Origin of the sequence: Brachyspira sp. (assembly GCF_050873525.1) — a bacterium.
Lineage (GTDB): Bacteria > Spirochaetota > Brachyspiria > Brachyspirales > Brachyspiraceae > Brachyspira.
The window spans coordinates 1-17,307 of sequence record NZ_JBNMIZ010000030.1; the positions used below are offsets into that span (position 1 = coordinate 1).

Annotated in this window: 18 protein-coding genes and 2 tRNA genes; 8 read left to right on the forward strand and 12 right to left on the reverse strand. The window is 31.7% G+C overall.

The features are described from left to right. From ACR0QS_RS03760 to ACR0QS_RS03785, 6 genes are all read left to right on the forward strand, one after another. The coding region (locus ACR0QS_RS03760; protein ID WP_432632108.1) for a hypothetical protein at positions 1-278 on the forward strand (278 nt) is incomplete at its 5' end. A 72-nt stretch (positions 279-350) separates the two neighbouring features. Further along, on the forward strand, positions 351-1,448 hold the full coding sequence (locus ACR0QS_RS03765; protein ID WP_432632109.1) for an ABC transporter ATP-binding protein: 1,098 nt from the start codon (positions 351-353) through the stop codon (positions 1,446-1,448). Between the two features lie 495 nt (positions 1,449-1,943). Further along, positions 1,944-2,324, forward strand: coding sequence for a hypothetical protein (locus ACR0QS_RS03770; protein WP_432632110.1), 381 nt, complete (start codon positions 1,944-1,946; stop codon positions 2,322-2,324). 157 nt (positions 2,325-2,481) lie between these two features. Then, on the forward strand, positions 2,482-3,501 hold the full coding sequence (locus ACR0QS_RS03775; protein WP_432632111.1) for an ABC transporter ATP-binding protein: 1,020 nt from the start codon (positions 2,482-2,484) through the stop codon (positions 3,499-3,501). Further along, complete coding sequence (locus ACR0QS_RS03780) at positions 3,498-5,081, forward strand: glycine betaine ABC transporter substrate-binding protein (protein ID WP_432632112.1); 1,584 nt, start codon at positions 3,498-3,500, stop codon at positions 5,079-5,081. The genes ACR0QS_RS03775 and ACR0QS_RS03780 overlap by 4 nt, the downstream gene beginning before the upstream one ends. Positions 5,082-5,361: 280 nt before the next feature. After that, positions 5,362-5,871, forward strand: coding sequence for a hypothetical protein (locus ACR0QS_RS03785; protein WP_432632113.1), 510 nt, complete (start codon positions 5,362-5,364; stop codon positions 5,869-5,871). Positions 5,872-5,955: 84 nt separating this feature from the next. Here ACR0QS_RS03785 and ACR0QS_RS03790 read toward each other — a convergent pair whose 3' ends face one another. The 3 genes from ACR0QS_RS03790 to ACR0QS_RS03800 form a co-directional block, all read right to left on the reverse strand. Continuing rightward, complete coding sequence (locus ACR0QS_RS03790; protein ID WP_432632114.1) at positions 5,956-6,303, reverse strand: ankyrin repeat domain-containing protein; 348 nt, start codon at positions 6,301-6,303, stop codon at positions 5,956-5,958. 105 nt (positions 6,304-6,408) lie between these two features. After that, positions 6,409-6,482, reverse strand: a tRNA-Ala gene (locus tag ACR0QS_RS03795). Positions 6,483-6,520: 38 nt separating this feature from the next. Then, positions 6,521-6,595: transfer RNA gene (locus ACR0QS_RS03800), tRNA-Ile, on the reverse strand. 125 nt (positions 6,596-6,720) lie between these two features. On the opposite strand from ACR0QS_RS03800, the gene ACR0QS_RS03805 reads away from it, so the two are divergent. Beyond that, entirely contained in the window at positions 6,721-7,272 is a 552-nt protein-coding gene (locus ACR0QS_RS03805) for an SRPBCC family protein (RefSeq protein ID WP_432632115.1), read from the forward strand. 3 nt (positions 7,273-7,275) lie between these two features. Continuing rightward, positions 7,276-8,220 (forward strand): DUF2156 domain-containing protein, encoded by a 945-nt coding sequence (locus ACR0QS_RS03810; RefSeq protein WP_432632116.1) that lies wholly within the window; start codon positions 7,276-7,278, stop codon positions 8,218-8,220. Between the two features lie 371 nt (positions 8,221-8,591). Here the strand turns inward: ACR0QS_RS03810 and ACR0QS_RS03815 are convergent, their stop codons facing one another. The 9 genes from ACR0QS_RS03815 to ACR0QS_RS03855 form a co-directional block, all read right to left on the reverse strand. Continuing rightward, positions 8,592-9,302, reverse strand: a complete 711-nt coding sequence (locus ACR0QS_RS03815) for a PorT family protein (RefSeq protein ID WP_432632117.1) — start codon at positions 9,300-9,302, stop codon at positions 8,592-8,594. Between the two features lie 773 nt (positions 9,303-10,075). Further along, positions 10,076-10,660, reverse strand: coding sequence for a biotin transporter BioY (locus ACR0QS_RS03820; protein ID WP_432632118.1), 585 nt, complete (start codon positions 10,658-10,660; stop codon positions 10,076-10,078). A gap of 78 nt (positions 10,661-10,738) precedes the next feature. Then, positions 10,739-12,181: a sodium ion-translocating decarboxylase subunit beta gene (locus ACR0QS_RS03825; protein WP_432632119.1), complete on the reverse strand. Its 1,443-nt coding sequence runs from the start codon at positions 12,179-12,181 to the stop codon at positions 10,739-10,741. 45 nt (positions 12,182-12,226) lie between these two features. Continuing rightward, on the reverse strand, positions 12,227-14,023 hold the full coding sequence (locus tag ACR0QS_RS03830; protein WP_432632120.1) for a biotin/lipoyl-containing protein: 1,797 nt from the start codon (positions 14,021-14,023) through the stop codon (positions 12,227-12,229). 42 nt (positions 14,024-14,065) lie between these two features. After that, a complete protein-coding gene (locus ACR0QS_RS03835; RefSeq protein ID WP_432632121.1) occupies positions 14,066-14,305 on the reverse strand; it encodes an OadG family transporter subunit in 240 nt (79 codons plus the stop codon). 215 nt (positions 14,306-14,520) lie between these two features. Beyond that, complete coding sequence (locus ACR0QS_RS03840) at positions 14,521-14,883, reverse strand: GIY-YIG nuclease family protein (protein WP_432632122.1); 363 nt, start codon at positions 14,881-14,883, stop codon at positions 14,521-14,523. Positions 14,884-14,893: 10 nt separating this feature from the next. Next, positions 14,894-15,571 carry a cytidylyltransferase domain-containing protein gene (locus ACR0QS_RS03845; RefSeq protein WP_432632123.1) on the reverse strand — a complete coding sequence of 226 codons (678 nt, stop codon included), beginning with the start codon at positions 15,569-15,571 and terminating at the stop codon, positions 14,894-14,896. A gap of 21 nt (positions 15,572-15,592) precedes the next feature. Then, a complete protein-coding gene (gene truB / locus ACR0QS_RS03850; protein WP_432632124.1) occupies positions 15,593-16,465 on the reverse strand; it encodes a tRNA pseudouridine(55) synthase TruB in 873 nt (290 codons plus the stop codon). Positions 16,466-16,496: 31 nt separating this feature from the next. After that, positions 16,497-17,243: a hypothetical protein gene (locus ACR0QS_RS03855; protein WP_432632125.1), complete on the reverse strand. Its 747-nt coding sequence runs from the start codon at positions 17,241-17,243 to the stop codon at positions 16,497-16,499. Positions 17,244-17,307: the final 64 nt, after the last annotated feature.

The window sequence follows — 17,307 nt, forward strand, 5'->3', positions numbered from 1 at the left end:
CTATATATGAAAAATATAATAAAAATGAAAAAACTTCAGTATTTGCGGCAAGAGCTTATTTAGAGAAAAAAGAATATAAAAAACTTGAAAATATATTTAATATCGAACAAATAACCATTAGAGAAGGCGAAAATTATTTGCTTGATATTTATTTTGAATATATTGCAAAATTAAAATCTGAAAAAGAAAATATTGAATTTAGCAGCGAATTGGTAAAGAAAGTTAGAATCGAAGAAAAAGCGCCAAAAAATTTAGATTTTAGAATGGTAAAAAGATAAATTATAATAATATTGACAAACACATAATTATTTATATACTATATAGCATATAAAATAAAAAAGGATTAATAAATGTCAAGTATAACTTTTGAACATATTAAAAAAGTTTACGACAACAATGTGGAAGTCGTAAAAGATTTCAATTTAAAAATTGAAGATAAAGAATTTGTTATTTTAGTGGGACCTTCGGGCTGCGGTAAATCTACCACTTTAAGAATGATTGCGGGACTCGAAGAGATAACGGACGGCAAACTTTCCATTGGCGATAAAGTCGTTAACGATGTAGCGCCAAAAGACAGAGATATAGCTATGGTTTTTCAAAATTACGCTTTATATCCGCATATGTCCGTTTATAAAAATATGGCTTTCGGACTCGAACTTAGAAAAACTCCAAAAGACGAAATTAAAAAAAGAGTCGAATGGGCGGCTAAAGTTTTGGATATAGCCCATCTTCTTGACAGAAAACCAAAAGCCTTATCGGGCGGACAGAGGCAGAGAGTCGCGCTTGGAAGAGCTATGGTAAGAAATCCTTCCGTATTTTTGCTTGACGAACCTCTTTCAAATCTTGATGCAAAATTAAGAATACAAATGAGAACGGAACTTATTAAACTTCACAAACAATTGCAAACCACTTTCGTATATGTTACTCATGACCAAGTGGAAGCTATGACTATGGGAACGAGAATCGTGGTTATGAAAGACGGAAATATAATGCAAGTCGATGACGCAAAAACTTTATATAATCATCCAAATAATCTATTCGTGGCGGGATTTATAGGCGCTCCGCAAATGAATTTTATAAACGCTAAATTGGAAAAATCGGGCGAAAAATGGATAGCGGAATTCGGAAAATATAAATTGGAACTTCCAAATAACAGAGCGGGAAAAATAAACGATTCTTACAATGGAAAAGAAATTATTATAGGAATAAGACCCGAAAATATAATATTGCATAAAGAAAAAAATAACGAAAACGATATAGAAGCGATAATCGATGTAATAGAAATGGTCGGTTCAGAAAGTTATTTATATTCGAATATAGGCGAAGTTCAAATTACGATAAGAATAAACTCGAATGACGATTTCAAAAGAGACGAAAAAGCGTATATGGAATTCGATATGGACAAAATGCATATATTCGATAAAGAAACGGAAGAAAATCTACTTTAAAAAATTAAAGTTGAAAATTTATAATAAAAAGGCATAGTATTTTATTTTAAAATGCTATGCTTTTTATTGTCATTCGCCGAAGGCGTCCTGCACTCTGTGGGCTTTAGCCTATGGAACGAGCGGTAGCGAAGTAATCCACTTAAATAAAATTTGATTTTGAAATTTAACTTTATTAATAGTGGATTGCTTCACTTCGTTCGCAATGACTATAGCTTTTTACAATGACGATTAAATTTTTTCGCTTAAACGCTTGACAAAGAATAAAAAATTTATTATAATATAAATACCTTAAATAAATTTTTGGAGGCAAAAAATGAAAAATAACAAAAACTACTGTAAATTCATTAGTCAAGTCAAGTCAAGTCAAGTCAAGTCAAGTCAAGTCAAGTCAAGTCAAGTGCTAAAATTGTATATTTAATCGCATTATTTATATTATTATTTTCAATTAGCTGCAAACCAAAACAAGAACCTGAAAAACATTCAAGAGCCGAACTTGTGGGAACTTATTCTAATTCTAATGCTAATTATAATGGTAAATATATTTATGTTTTTGATGATGGCGATATAATATTTAAATATTATGCGGGAACGACTTTTTATAATGGAAGCGCTTATAGTGGAAAAGTTGCCGAGACTTTCGATAGCTATCCTTATACTATAAAATTAATCGTAACAAATGTAACTCATTATAGCTTTTGGGATGCTGGAACAATTACATTTAATAACGCTACAAATTGTGAGTTTAATATTACTAACGCTATTAGAAATGATGGAAATCTGCACAAACAAACAACAACTAGCGCTAATATACAAAAAATATCGGATATAGTTAGTCAAACAAAAGAAGAAATATGGAAGACATTGCCATGGTGGTAATATATTAAAATTGAAAAATAAATTACAAAAGACATTGCTTAATTGCAGTGTCTTTTTTATTCTTTAAAAATATTTTTATAATATAAATCGTATTTTAGGCTTGAAATTATTTGAAAATAGTATAATATAATAATAAAGTTCTTTTTAGGGGTAAACTATGATAAAAGTAGAAAATATCACTAAAAGATATAAAAATCATACCGTTTTAAAATCAATTTCATTCAAAGTAGAAAAAGGCGAATTTGTATCGATAATCGGACCGAGCGGCTGCGGGAAAACTACTCTATTAAAAATGATTAACAGGCTTATAAAACCGACTTCGGGGGCAATTTATATAAACGGCGAAAATATATACGATAAGGACCCTATAACTTTAAGAAGAAACATGGGATATGTTATACAGCAAAACGGCTTATTTCCTCACATGACAATCAAAGACAATATTGAAATTATACCGAAACTTGAAAAAAAGAATTCGGATGATATATATAAAAGAACAATCGAACTTATGAATATGGTAGATTTGAATCCAGAAGAATATTTGAATAGATACCCTTCCGAATTGAGCGGAGGACAGCAGCAGAGAATCGGAGTGGCAAGAGCTTTCGCAAACGATACGGATATAGTTTTGATGGACGAACCTTTTAGCGCGCTCGACCCGATAACGAGAACGGATTTGCAAAACGAACTTTTAACATTGCAGTCGAAATTAAATAAAACCATAGTATTTGTCACGCATGATATGGACGAAGCTTTGAAACTTTCAAATAAAATATGTTTAATGAAAGACGGAGAGATAATTCAATTTGACGAACCCGAAAAAATTTTAAAAGAACCAGAAAACGAATATGTGGAATCTTTTGTTGGCAAAAATAGAATTTGGGATAATCCAGAATATATAAGAGCGGAAGATATAATGGCAAATATAAACGAAAATAACGGAATAACGGGATTTTTTACTTTGATAGCGAATAGAGGAAAATATAGAAAAATACCTAAAATTAAATATGACGAAAATATAACATCCGTCTTGAAAGTATTGGAAGAAAATAAAGCGGGAAGTTTATATGTGGTAAACGAAAAAAATAAAATAATAGGAATAATAACTCAAAACGAACTTGTCGCAATATTAAATCAGAAATTTATTAAAGAAGAGATTAAGGAGATTAACTTTTGAATATAATTTCGGAATTCTTAATCTATATAATAGAACAGAGAGCGGAAATATTAAATCTTTTATTTCAGCATATTAGATTAACTGCATTTGCGGTAATATTTTCAATAATGCTCGGCGTTCCTCTCGGAATATTAATAAAATATGTTCAAAAATTAAATAAACCGATTTTAGGATTTGCAAATATAATACAGGCTATCCCGAGTATGGCGCTTTTGGGAATTTCGATTCCCATACTTGGAATAGGTTCGGCTCCCGCGATATTCATGGTTATCTTATATTCTTTGCTTCCAATAATAAAAAACACATATACGGGACTTTCAAATATAAGTCCTCAAATAATAGAAGCGGCAAAAGGAATAGGATTAACAAAAACTCAAGTATTATTTAAAATACAAGTTCCTTTGTCTCTGCCCGTTATAATGGCGGGAATAAGAGTTTCGGCGGTTACTTCTGTCGGTTTAATGACTATAGCGGCTTATGTCGGCGCTGGAGGATTGGGCTATCTCGTATTTGCTGGTATAAGAACGATTAATAATTATCAAATACTTGCTGGGGCAATTCCCGCATGTCTGCTAGCGTTATTTGTAGATTATATATTTTCAATAATAGAAAGACTTGTTACTCCGATTAGTTTGCAGGCAACGGAAATAATAAAAAGAAAAGAACTTGAAGAAAAAAGAAAGAGAGAAAAAATTATTATATATGTTGTCGCCGCTATTACTTTAATTATAATAGGAACTCAAATAATAAAATTAACTAGAAATAAAAAAGAAAGTATAACGGTATCATCTTTAATGTTTACCGAACAGGTTATATTAGGAAATATGGTTTCCGATTTGATAGAAGCGAATACCGATTTAATAGTCGAAAGAAAACTCGCTTTGGGCGGAACTCAAATAGTTTTTCAGGCTTTGGATAGAGGAGATGTCGATTTATATGTCGATTATACGGGAACAATGTTTGCAAGTCTTCTTAATTATACTCCGACAAACGATGCCGATTTTGTATATAGACAAGTAAAAAAAGATATGAAGAGCAAATATAATATCGAAACATTAGCGCCTTTTAATTTCAATAATACTTATGTTATCGCCATAAGAGAAGACACTCAAAAAAGATATAATATTAAAAATATTAGCGATATGCGAACGGCTTCGAGAGATTTAAGATTTTGCGGAACTTTGGAATTTATGAACAGAGCGGACGGAATAATCGGACTTACGAATATTTATTCTCTGTCGTTTAACGATTATGTCGCGATAGACGATGCTCCGAGATATATAGCTTTGGATTCAAAAGAAGTCGATGTTATAACGGCTTTTTCTACGGACGGACTTTTAAAAAAATTCTCTCTTATAACTTTGGAAGACGATAAAAAATTCTTTCCTCCGTATTATGCCGTTCCATTTATCCGAGCGGAAACTTTAAATAAATATCCTAAAATTGCGGAGATTTTAGAAAGACTTGGCAATTTGCTTGACGAAGAAACTATGATAGAATTGAATTATCAAGTGGACGAATTGCAGAGAGACCCTAAAGATGTCGTTAGGGAATTTCTTATAAAGAACGAACTTATATAAATTTTTTATAATTTTTTTAACAACTTGCAATGACGATTTTTTACGCTGTCATTCGCCGAAGGCGTCCCGCAGGGAATGAGGACAAAGTCCGAAGTAATCCACTTAAATAAAATTTGACTTTGAAATTTAACTTTATTAATAGTGGATTGCTACGCTATCGCTCGCAATGACTATAGCTTTTTACAATGACGATTAAATTTTTTTTTGATTAAACGCTTGACAAATAATAAAAAATTTATTATAATATAAATACCTTAAATAAATTTATTGGAGGCAAAAAATGAAAAATAACAAAATTTACTGTAAATTCGTTAGTCAAGTCAAGTCAAGTCAAGTCAAGTCAAGTGCTAAAATTGTATCTTTAATAGCGTTATTTATATTATTATTTTCAATTAGCTGCAAATCAAAACACAATCCAGATGAACCACCAACTGAAAAACATGAACTTGAAGGAAATTGGGGCAGACAAGTCTATTGGTATGCATATTGTGATTTATCTATTGATAATAACGGCAATATAACTTTATTTTGCAGCGAATATTATACAAGGAGTAAATACACTTATACTTATACTGGAAAAATTGAGAACAATTTTGAATATCCTTATACCGTTAAAATTACTCAAACATCATTTTACAGAGATGGGGAACTCTTGACTGATAGTTATGTGAATGGATATACTGGAACAATTAAATTTGATAACGCTTCAAGTTGCTCTGTTGATTATTATGCATTTTGGGGTAATTCTGGCAAGTGGACAACTATGAATTGTAATTTGACAAAACAATAATTTATAGAAATAAAATTGTTAGAATAATTTTTTAAGGCATCGCGTTTAATCACGATGCCTTTTTATTCTTTATAAAAATAAAAACTATTCCAATAATCTAATAATATTTCTATGATTTTTTTGTCTCGCGTAAAATAAAGCGTTTTTTCCATGCTTATTTACGATTGATTTGTCCGCGTCCGATTGAAGCAGTAAAGCGACTACTTTTGTATGTCCTTCCATAGCGGCTAAAATTAAAGCGGTATTTCCCACATCGTCTTGAATATTAATATCAATATTTTTCTCCAATATTTTTTCCACAATATCATCGTCTCCGAAAATCGAAGCGTCCAAAAGAGTTTCTTCATCCTGGTTCAAAGGATAAACCGAAACATTTTGAAAAACGAATAAAGAAAGAATAATAAAAACATATAATAAAAATTTTCTATTCATAATAATTTTTCTCCTTAAAAAATATTTTTAATGTTTATAATAATATCGAAAAAAATAAAACGACTTTTAAAATATTTTTCAATATCTTAAAAATCGTTTTCAATGTGGAGGTTATGGGGATCGAACCCACGACCTACTGCTTGCAAAACAGCCGCTCTCCCAAACTGAGCTAAACCCCCGAATTCAAATTCTTAAAAATCTATTAAAAGAATCCGTTTGGGTCTGGGAGGAATTGAACCACCGACCTTTCGATTATCAGTCGAACGCTCTAAACCATCTGAGCTACAGACCCTTTTATTTAATTTTTAATATGGTATAATATTAACATATATTAAAAAAAATAGCAAATTTTTTACAAGCAAAATTTTAAGAAAAAAGTCTTAAAACGGCTAAATAAAGGCAAAAATAAGGAAAATAATGCTTTATATAGTTCCAATATTCATAATAATGCCATTAATATTGATGGGAATAATGCTAATCGCTCCGTCAATTTTGGGAAAAAGAATTCCTCCGTCATTCACAAAAGAAAAAAAACAAATTCTAAATATCGCAAAAAATGAATTATTCGAACTTTTGACGGATTATAAAAATTATCCGCTTTGGGTAAAATATTTATTTCAAGTTCAAACGGAAAGAATTGGAAACGGAAAAATAAAAATAATGCAAACTTATAAAAAAAGAAAAGTCTATCAGGAATTAACGGAAGTTCGCAGAATTGAAAAAGAAGAAATTTCGGAAATATCAATATTTAAATCGGAAGACGAAGGCGTTACTTTATGGACTTATATTCTTGAAAATTACGAAAACGCCAAAACTAAAATGACTATAAAAGAAACCATGTATATTTATCATCCGTATTTAAGATTTATGTTAAAATATATACTTAAAGACGAAAACGGCAAAGGCGATTTTTTAAAGAGAATAAAAAGATTTATTAGAAAAAATAAAAAAATAAAAACAAAAGGATAATCTATGCTTAATTTTGAACCTATAACATTAGAAAAACAAGAATTATATCATAAATATTTTTCGATAACTCCCGTTCAGTCGGCGGATTATACATTTATAAATTTATTCGGGCTTAAAGATATATATATGCTCGAATGGGCTTTTACGGAAGATTTGGTTTGGATAAGACAGCGCTCGCCCTACACTATTTACTGGGCGCCTGTGGGAGATTGGTTTAAACATAATTTTTGTAAAGAAAACTGTTTATGCGATATGATTGGAGAAAACGAAAGTATAATAAGAGTTCCGAAAGAGCTTGCGAAACACTGGGAAGAAAAAGTAAATATAAAGATAAAAGAAAGCAGAGACGAATGGGAATATTTATACGATTATAACGAATTAATGAATTTGAGCGGAAGAAAATTCCATAACAAAAAAAATCTTTATAATCAGTTTATTAAAAATAATTTTGAATACAAACCGATTGACAGAAGCATGGTTAAAGAAATATTTGAATTTGAAAATAAATGGGAAATGGACGAGATGCAAAATAATTTCGCAAACGCTATGGCAACGGAAGACTGCGAAACTTTTGACGGCTATAAATTGCTCATGCATGAAATAAGGGCGGAAGCGGATATTCTCATGATAAAAACTTTGCTCGATTACTGGGATAATATTAACTTTATAGTCGGCGGAGTTATTTATATAGACGGAAAAGTGAGAGCCTACAGTATTGGCGATTTGAGTTTAAGAGACACTATGGTTGTTCATTCGGAGCGCGGCGACAGAGATTACAAAGGGAGCTATCAGGCAATAAATAAACTTTTTTTAGAAAACAATAAAGACGAAAGATTTAAATTCGTAAACAGAGAGCAGGATGTCGGCGATTTGGGACTTAGAAAAGCAAAATTATCTTATAATCCGATTGGGTATATAGAAAAATATACTGGCTTTTGCTTGAAATAAAAAGCGCAATTCAAAAAATATATTGCCACGCATTCAGTTAGTTCGGCTTGTAATGATAATCTTTTAGTCGTCATTACGAGCGATTGCCAACGGCACACAGAGGTGAGCTAAGTAATCCACAAAAAAGAAATTTAATTATATTTGGATTGCTTCGGGCTAAAGCCCTCGCAATGACGGGATAAATAATATTGAAATGACGGTGCAATTTTGTCATTACGAGGCGTTAGCCGAAGTAATCTATTTTATTTGGATTGCTTCGATTTATAAATAAATCTCGCAATGACGAATTTAAAAAAACAACGGACGAAGTCTTAACCTCGCCCGTGCTTGAATGTGTGAATTAGAATTATATTTTAATTGAAAAAGATTTTTTACGCTTTCGGTCCAAATCTAAATCCTAACTGAAGCCCGAAATCAAAAGCGTTTCCGCCAATTTTTACTTCTTTAATTTTAGGTCCAATATCTCCGCCCAAATATAAGCCAAAATTCATTGCTATATTATCTGTAAAGAAAAGCGAATAATCTAAAGTTGCTTTTACATATCCAATAACGGAAGGAGAGAAAAAATCTACTATGTCTTGTCTCTTCATATCTCCTCCTGCATTATTAGGAAGCGCTATTTTACCAGCTATAGGAATTTTAACTCCTCCGCCTATTCCAACGGATAATGCTCCTCTACTGCCAACGCCGATATTGAATTTAGGCAATAATCCTAATTTGAAACTATGGAAATTGAATACAATAAAACTCTCCGTTGCTTGCACTCCAAGTTCGTCAGGATTACTGCTATCTGCCGTTACACTTGTGCCAGCGGAATAATTATACCAATCGGCGCTATAACCCAAATCAGCCAATACGCTTATTCCAAATCCGCTTGACACTTGAATCATATAGCCTAATTGAGCATCAACTCCAATATCATAGCCTATAGAACCTTTCAATCCTAAATCTTTGGTAGGAATACTATAGTTAATTCCAAAAGGCACATTCAAAATAAACTCGAAACCGCTTGCCGCAAATGCCGATGTTCCGAGCGCCATCGTCATTGCCATAATTAGAAGAATTTTTTTGATGTTTTTCATTTTCTTACTCCTTGATGAAAAAATTTTTTATTTATAACAAAATCGGGTTTCTTCTTTTTTCCCAATAAGTTATCGAAACCAAAATATCCGCAAAGCGCAGATAAAATATAAAATGATTTAGTGGAAAGATTTTTGCAATAGAAAAGCCGAGAAAGTTTAAATGAATAGGTTAACGTAACGTAACGTAACGTAACGTAACGTAACGTAACGTAACGTTGCAAGTGCATTGATACTCATTTAAGCCTCTCTTTAATTAATTTCTAATTCTAAATAATTCTAATTAAATATTTTCAAATTATATAATATTTTTAAAAATTTGTCAACTAATTTAATTAAAAATTATTATACAATATTTTAAAAATAATGTCAACAATTAATTTAAATATTTAATAAATTATTTTTAATTTATACAATCTTTTTAAATTTATGTCAACGGTTTAAATAAATTTTTTTTAAATATATCGTCATTGCAATTTTTAATTAATCTGTCATTGCGAACGGAGTGAAGCAATCTATACATAATAACAATTTCTTTTCTCTGGATTACTTCGGGCTAAAGCCCGCCGTTGGTGAGAAAAGCATGCAAGGTGCTGAAGCCACTTGTTATTAGAAATGTTAATGAATTCTAATTAGATTACTTCGGCTAACACCTCGTTCCCGCAGGGACGCAGAGCGAATGACGAATAAAAAATAATTTGAATTTTTTGTCAACAGTTTAAAATAAAAAAGAGGAGGCTTTTAACCTCCCCTAAAATTAAAGTTTCATGAATTTCTTATTTCTTAAGAATAAAGCCCATTGATAACGAAAGAACCATAGCTTTTATACTGTCGGTAAGTAAAAACGGAACAGTTCCTTTCATTATAACTTCCGTAAGAGTGTAAGGCGAACCCGTTGAAGCGGACCATATATATAAGCCTATCATACCGCATATATGAATAATTGCTATTTGGAATATGAATAAAACGGCTGAAGTCTTTATAAAACTATATTTTTTTATATCGCCTTTTTCCGTATATTTTCCCAAAGCGAAAGCGCAAATCGAATAACCTATTATATATCCTGTAGTCGCTCCCAAAAAGTTAGAGCCAGCAATAACGGGAAGTCCAACGGCTGCTGCTAAAATATATATTGCAACCGAAATAAATCCCCAGAAACCGCCTAAAGTCATTCCCGCCATACATACGGCAAATGTTCCGAGATTGATTGGCACGGGCGTGAAAGAGAGAAATATTTTTATTTGAGATGCAACGGCTAAAATAACGGCAAAAAGTATTGAAAGCGCCATTTTTTGAACCATACTTGCATCGTTAATCAAATAAACTCTCGCATCGTTGTATTTTTTAATTAATGTAGTCATTTTTTTCTCCTTAAAAATTTTTTATTTATTTTTTAATTTTATTTTATATTTTTTTCTTATCCTAATTATAAATTTAAATTATCCTAATATTGCAAGCAAAACTCCAGCGGCAACGGCAGAACCGATAACTCCCGATACATTCGGACCCATTGCATGCATCAAAAGGAAATTTTGAGGGTTAGATTCCTGTCCAACTTTATTTGCAACTCTTGCAGCCATTGGAACGGCAGAAACTCCCGCGGCTCCTATAAGAGGATTAATTTTTTCTTTGCTAAAAAGATTCATTAATTTAGCGAGCAAAACTCCTCCCGCAGTTCCCATAGAAAAAGCGACAAGTCCCAAAACCAATATTCCTATAGTTTCAAATCTTAAGAATTTTTCGGCGGCTAATTTACTTCCAACCGACAATCCCAAAAGAATCGTAACTATATTTATAAATTCGTTTTGAGCGGTTTTTGAAAGTCTTTCCGTAACGCCAGATTCTCTTATCAAATTTCCAAACATCAAAGCGCCGATAAGAGGAGCGGCATCGGGCAAAAGCAAAGCGATTAATATAATAACGGTAAGCGGGAAAATAATTTTTTCTCTCTTACTTACGGGACGAAGCTGTTTCATTACTATTTTTCGTTCTTCTTCCGTTGTCAAAAGTTTCATTATAGGAGGCTGAATTATAGGAACTAAAGCCATATAAGAATAAGCGGCAACGGCAATCGCTCCAAGTAAACTCGGACTCAATTTTGAAGCCGTAAATATGGCTGTCGGACCGTCCGCTCCTCCGATTATTCCGATTGAAGCGGCGTCTCTTAAAGTAAATGTTATAACGGGAACATAAGCCGACAAAAGCATAGCTCCAAGCAATGTTCCGAATATTCCTATTTGAGCGGCAGCTCCAAGTAATGCCGTTTTAGGATTTGCAATAAGAGGACCGAAATCCGTCATAGCTCCGACTCCCATAAATATAAACAACGGAAATAAACCCGCTTCTATACCGAAAGTGTAAACCTGCCCTAAAAATCCTCCCGCACTTAAAGTAACGGGAATATTATTTATAACCTGAACCACTGGAATAGCCGCAATATTAGCGACTGGTATATTAGCCAAAATTCCGCCCATACCGATTGGAATCAAAAGCAGAGGCTCGAAACCTTTTGCGATAGCCAAGTATATCAAAACCAATCCTACAAAAATCATTATAAGATTTTGCCATAGAGGAACTTTTTTTATTTGAATATCATGCAGTTTGATTTCGTATTTTTCCTGAATGCTTTTTTCTTCTTTGATTCTATCTTTTTCTATATCCTCTTCGCTTTTAGGAAAAAATCCGCCGAAAGCAGTATTTCTCAAAAGCGAAATAATCGATTCTTTAATATCGAGTTTTTCCGTAGTTTCTTCGGTATTTTCTATAATATTCGTATTTTCCAAATTATTTTCATCCGAAATAAATACGGGATTTTCTTGAGGCAATAAAATCGAAGTCGTTATAAATATAAGCGTAAATACAAAAAATATTTTCTTTATCATTTGTCTTTTCTCCTTTCTAAATCAAATATCTTCATTCACGCCAAATTAACCGACAATAGCCAATTCTTGTCCCGCAACAATCGAATCGCCGGGTTTAACTTTAATCTCTTTAACCGAACCAGAAACTGAAGATTTTATTTCTACTTCCATTTTCATGGCTTCTACAATCAATATCGTAGTTCCGTCCGACACTTGAGTTCCTACTGGAGATACTATTTTTACTACTGTTCCAGGAAGTCCCGCAGTTATTGGAGTAGCAGCTCCGCCTGAAGAGGCTTGACTTGGCGCGGATGCCGTTTGAGAGATGCCGTCTTTGATAGTATAATCGTAGCTTACGCCGTCAACTATCGCTTTTCCGTTTTCAATTTTTATTCCATAACTTGAACCGCCAACCGTTACCGTTACTTCGTTGCTTGTAGCTTTAACGCCGTCTCCTCCAGCATTCTTTCTTATTCCGAGTTTAGCTTCGCCTTTTAAGAATTGAATTCCTTTTTCTTTACAAGCCGCCGCTATAAATACATTTTCATCGGATAAATCGTTAATTCCCGCGTCTTTAAGAGCTTGTTCCGCCGCTTTTCTGCCTTTTTTAGGGTTTTTATCGTCAATATCCATCGCAAGTTCCGTTGTAGGTTCTAATCCTAACTGCTCGCTTGCAATTTTAACTATTTCCGCGTCTGGAGTCGTTGGAGTTTTACCGAAATAACCCAAAACCATTTTACCGTATCCGTCCGCAATTTTTTTCCAAGCTCCTTGCATTACATTATTGAAAGCCTGTTGAAAATAGAATTGAGACACTGGAGTTACTGAAGTTCCAAATCCGCCTTTTTCAACCACTTCCGTCATAGCTTTAATAACTTCAGGGAATCTGTTCATAACATTAATATCGCGCATCATTTGAGTATTAGCTGTCAAAGCTCCGCCGGGCATTGGTGCAAAAGGAATCATTGGCTCTACAGTTCTGCTTTCAGGAGGCAAGAAATAATCTTTCATGCAGTCTTTAAATACTTCTTCAGCGTCTCTTATTTTATCAATATCTATATCGAAATAATAATCCGTTCCTCTTAAAGCATGCCACATAACTATCAAATCAGTTTGACATGTTCCGCCCGATACTGGAGCTAAAGATAAATCGATATAATCCGCTCCAGCTTCTATAGCCGCTTTATATTGCAAAGCTCCTATTCCCGCTGTTTCATGGCTATGAACTTGAATACGAACATCGCTTCCGAGTAATTTTCTTGCTTCTTTAACCGTATCGTAAACCACTTGAGGAGTCGTAGTTCCAGAAGCGTCCTTAAAACATACTGAATCGTATTCCACATTATCCATAATCTGTTTCAATACTTTCGCATAGAATTCAGAATCATGAGCGCCTTTACATCCCGGAGGAAGAGCCATCATAGTAACGCATACTTGATGTTTGAGTCCCGCTTCTTTTATACATTTTCCGCTATAAATCAAATTGTTTACATCATTTAAAGCGTCAAAATTTCTAATTGTCGTTACTCCATGTTTTTTGAATAAATCGGCATGCAATTTAATCATCTCTCTCGGCTGAGATTCGAGTCCGACAACATTAACGCCTCTCGCCAAAGTCTGTAAATCTACATCGGGACCTACGGTTTTTCTGAAAGAATCCATAACATCGAAAGCGTTTTCATTATTATAGAAAAAAGCGCTTTGAAATGTTGCTCCTCCGCCCGATTCAAAATATTTAACTCCCGCATTTACGAAAGCCTCAACGGCGGGCATAAAATCTTTAGATAAAACTCTCGCACCGTAAACGGATTGAAAGCCGTCTCTAAACGCCGTTATCATAAATTTAATTTCTTTTTTTGACATTATTTAATTTCTCCTTGAAAATTTAATTGAAATTATATTTTATTACTTTTTATTGCTATGTATATGAGCCAAAGCTATCGCTATAGCCTTCGTTTTATCCGCGCTTGCCGATTGAACGGGAACGGACGAAATCGCTTCTTCTGGAGGCGGCATTATTTTGTTTACTTGCGCCACGATTACGCTTACAAATTTCATTACATAAACCAATATAATCAGAAACAACGCGACAACGCCTATACCTATAAACATTATTTGAACGGCTGCCAATATATCGTTATTCATAAAATATACTCCTGTTTAACTTAATTTTTAAAATAAATTATACAATATTTTTTGTTTATAATCAAGTAGATTAATATAAAAAATATTTCGCCGTAAATTTATTATAAAATTATTAAAGTTTAATAAAATCCAATACGATAATATATATAGTTGATTGGACTACCCCCCAATAACTATATTTGTAATAAGCCGCTTTGTTCATCCCAAAAAGCGGTTTATTTTTTGCTTTCTTCGTTTAAGATTTTATTTATTTTATTAAGTTTATTTTTATTCATACTTTTAATTTTAATATCTTCGTTTTTATCTTTATTAAAATATATCGTTAGTAATTTATTATTTTCTACAAATAAAGTTTTTATTTTTTTAGATTGCGTTTTTATATAATATTCTATTCTTAAAGCCGATTTTACATTTTCCGCTTCCCAAACCGACAAATATTTTAAAGGTTTATTGATTTTAGTATAATGCGCTCCTTTTCCATTTTTATGTTTGCTAAATCTTTTTATCAAATCGTTTGTGATTCCCGTATAAAAAGAATCGTTTTCGCATAGAATTATATAAATATAATAATTATTCATTTTTTATTTTCTAAATATTTTTTAAATCTTTAATAATTTTGTCAATATCAATATAAATATCGTTATTATATTTTTCAAATAAAGCGCAAATATTTTTATAATCTTCCATCGTATCGACTGTGGTTCTTAATTCTGGCATGGCAAATTCTTCGCTTACTTTCGGATTTTCAATTTTAAATTTATCCGCGTTTCTATAATGAAATTGAGTAATATGTTCATGCTCGAAAGAATCATTTGAATTATCGTTTGCATATTTCAAAGCTTCGTAATTTATAACTTCAACTCCGCTGCCGTAGGGAAGTAAATCATAATGACTCAAATCGGCGTTATTTTTTATATGATAATCGACTATCATATCCAGAGCTTTTATACTTACAAGCGGATTATCTCCCGTAGCTCTCACTATAATATCTCCGTTAAATTTTTCGGAGGCTTTTGTATATCTGTCCAAAACATCGTTTTCGCTTCCGATAAAATAATCGCATTTAAGTTTTTCAAAAATATTTTTAAACGAATTAAATGATTTTTCTTCAGTCGCCACAATAATATCGTTAGCTTTTTTGGAACTTCTTAATCTTTTTATAATAAGCTCGAGCATAGAATTGCAATTTGCCATAGGTTTCAAAGCCTTTTGAGGAAGCCTTGTAGAACCGATTCTTGAAGCGAGAATAATAATAATTTTTTTCATTTTAAAATCCTTAAAATAATTTCACGAATTAATAAACGCGAATATATTTTTATTTTTTTTGTTTATATTTTCTTTTTCTATTAACGCGATTAAATTATTTTCTTTATCAGTCAAAGCCAAATATTTATTTTTAAAATTAATATTTTCAATCATTTTTGTATTACCGCAAAAAATTTGTTTTATATAATTTTCATTTTCTATAATTTTTTTATCGATATTTTCAAACATATCAAAAAAAGACAATATATTTTTATTTGAAATATCATTTAAATCGAGCGCTTTATCTATCGTAAAATTTCCAATAGCCGTTCGATGCAATTCTTTAGTATAGGCAAAATTTCCCGTTATCTCGCCAATATCTCTTATAATCGCTCTTATATAAGTTCCCTTGCTAACGGAAGTTTTGATTTTAAAAAAAGGATAATCATATTCCAATAATTCTATCTCGTTCACGCAAACATTGACGCTTTTAATTTCAAAATCAATATTTTCTCTCGCCATATTATAAGCTCGCTGTCCGTTGATTCTTTTTGCGCTGTAAATAGGCGGTTTTTGAATTATATTTCCGTAAAAATTTTTCTTAATAATATTTTCAAGTTCGCTAAAACTCAAAATATTTTTTTTATCAGAAACTTTTAAAATATTTCCGTTAATATCATCCGTATCTCTGCTTTCCCCGAAAACTCCAACGGCTATATATTCTTTCGGCATATCGTCAAATAAAAAAAATAATTTCGTATATCTTCCCAAAGCAAGTATTAAAACTCCTTCGGCAAAAGGGTCCAGAGTTCCGACATGTCCAATTTTCTTTTCTCTTAAAATCGTTTTTACTTTTTTTACGGCGTCAAAAGAAGTTATGCCCGCTGGTTTATTTACGATTAAAAATCCTTTCATATAATTTGCCTTTTATTATTTCATTAATTAATTATTTCATTATTTGAAGAGTATTAAAATAAATATTCAAAATATTATTGCATATATCTGTAATATTCTTAAAATTATCTGCTGCAATTTCTCTTTCTATAGACTGTCCCAAATTATTTATAACATTAATATTATGTCTTATCGCTTCAAATCTAGCTTGATTCAATTTAAGTAAATAAATATTGCTTTTATCGAATTCGTTAGTAGTATTTTCTATTGCCAAATTAAGCAAATTATAAACAGTAATAAGTTTTTCTTTTTCTTCGGGAGTTATAAAAACATTTCCAACCGAATAAACTTTCGACAATTCTCCGAGTCTAAAACTCAATTTATAAATCGCGTTCAAATTATCGAAAAACCAATTTACATTATTTCGCTTTCTCAAATCGGACAAAACATATTTAATATCATGAAATATCAAATAGCCCGCGCCTTCGTCCTCGCCTCTGACTATATAATAATGAGAGCTTATTAATATGTCGCGCAAAGTGTCGAAATCGGTTTTCCATTGCGGGTCTTCTTCGTTTATATTATAATATTTTTTCTTAAAACTATTCCAATCAATCATAAATCTTTCAATACTCTGTTTTATATTTTGATTATTTCTAATGTCGAGCAGAGTTTCAATATAAGATTTATCCAAATAAACCATATCTTCAAGTAAATTATCTTCTTCTTTTTTGCATGAATAAATAAAAAAAGAAATTAAAAGCGCTGGAAATAATATTGCGATTAATTTAATATTCAATTATATCTCCGTTTTTTATTGATTATTTTATGAAATAATATATTATAAATAAATTATGAAAAAA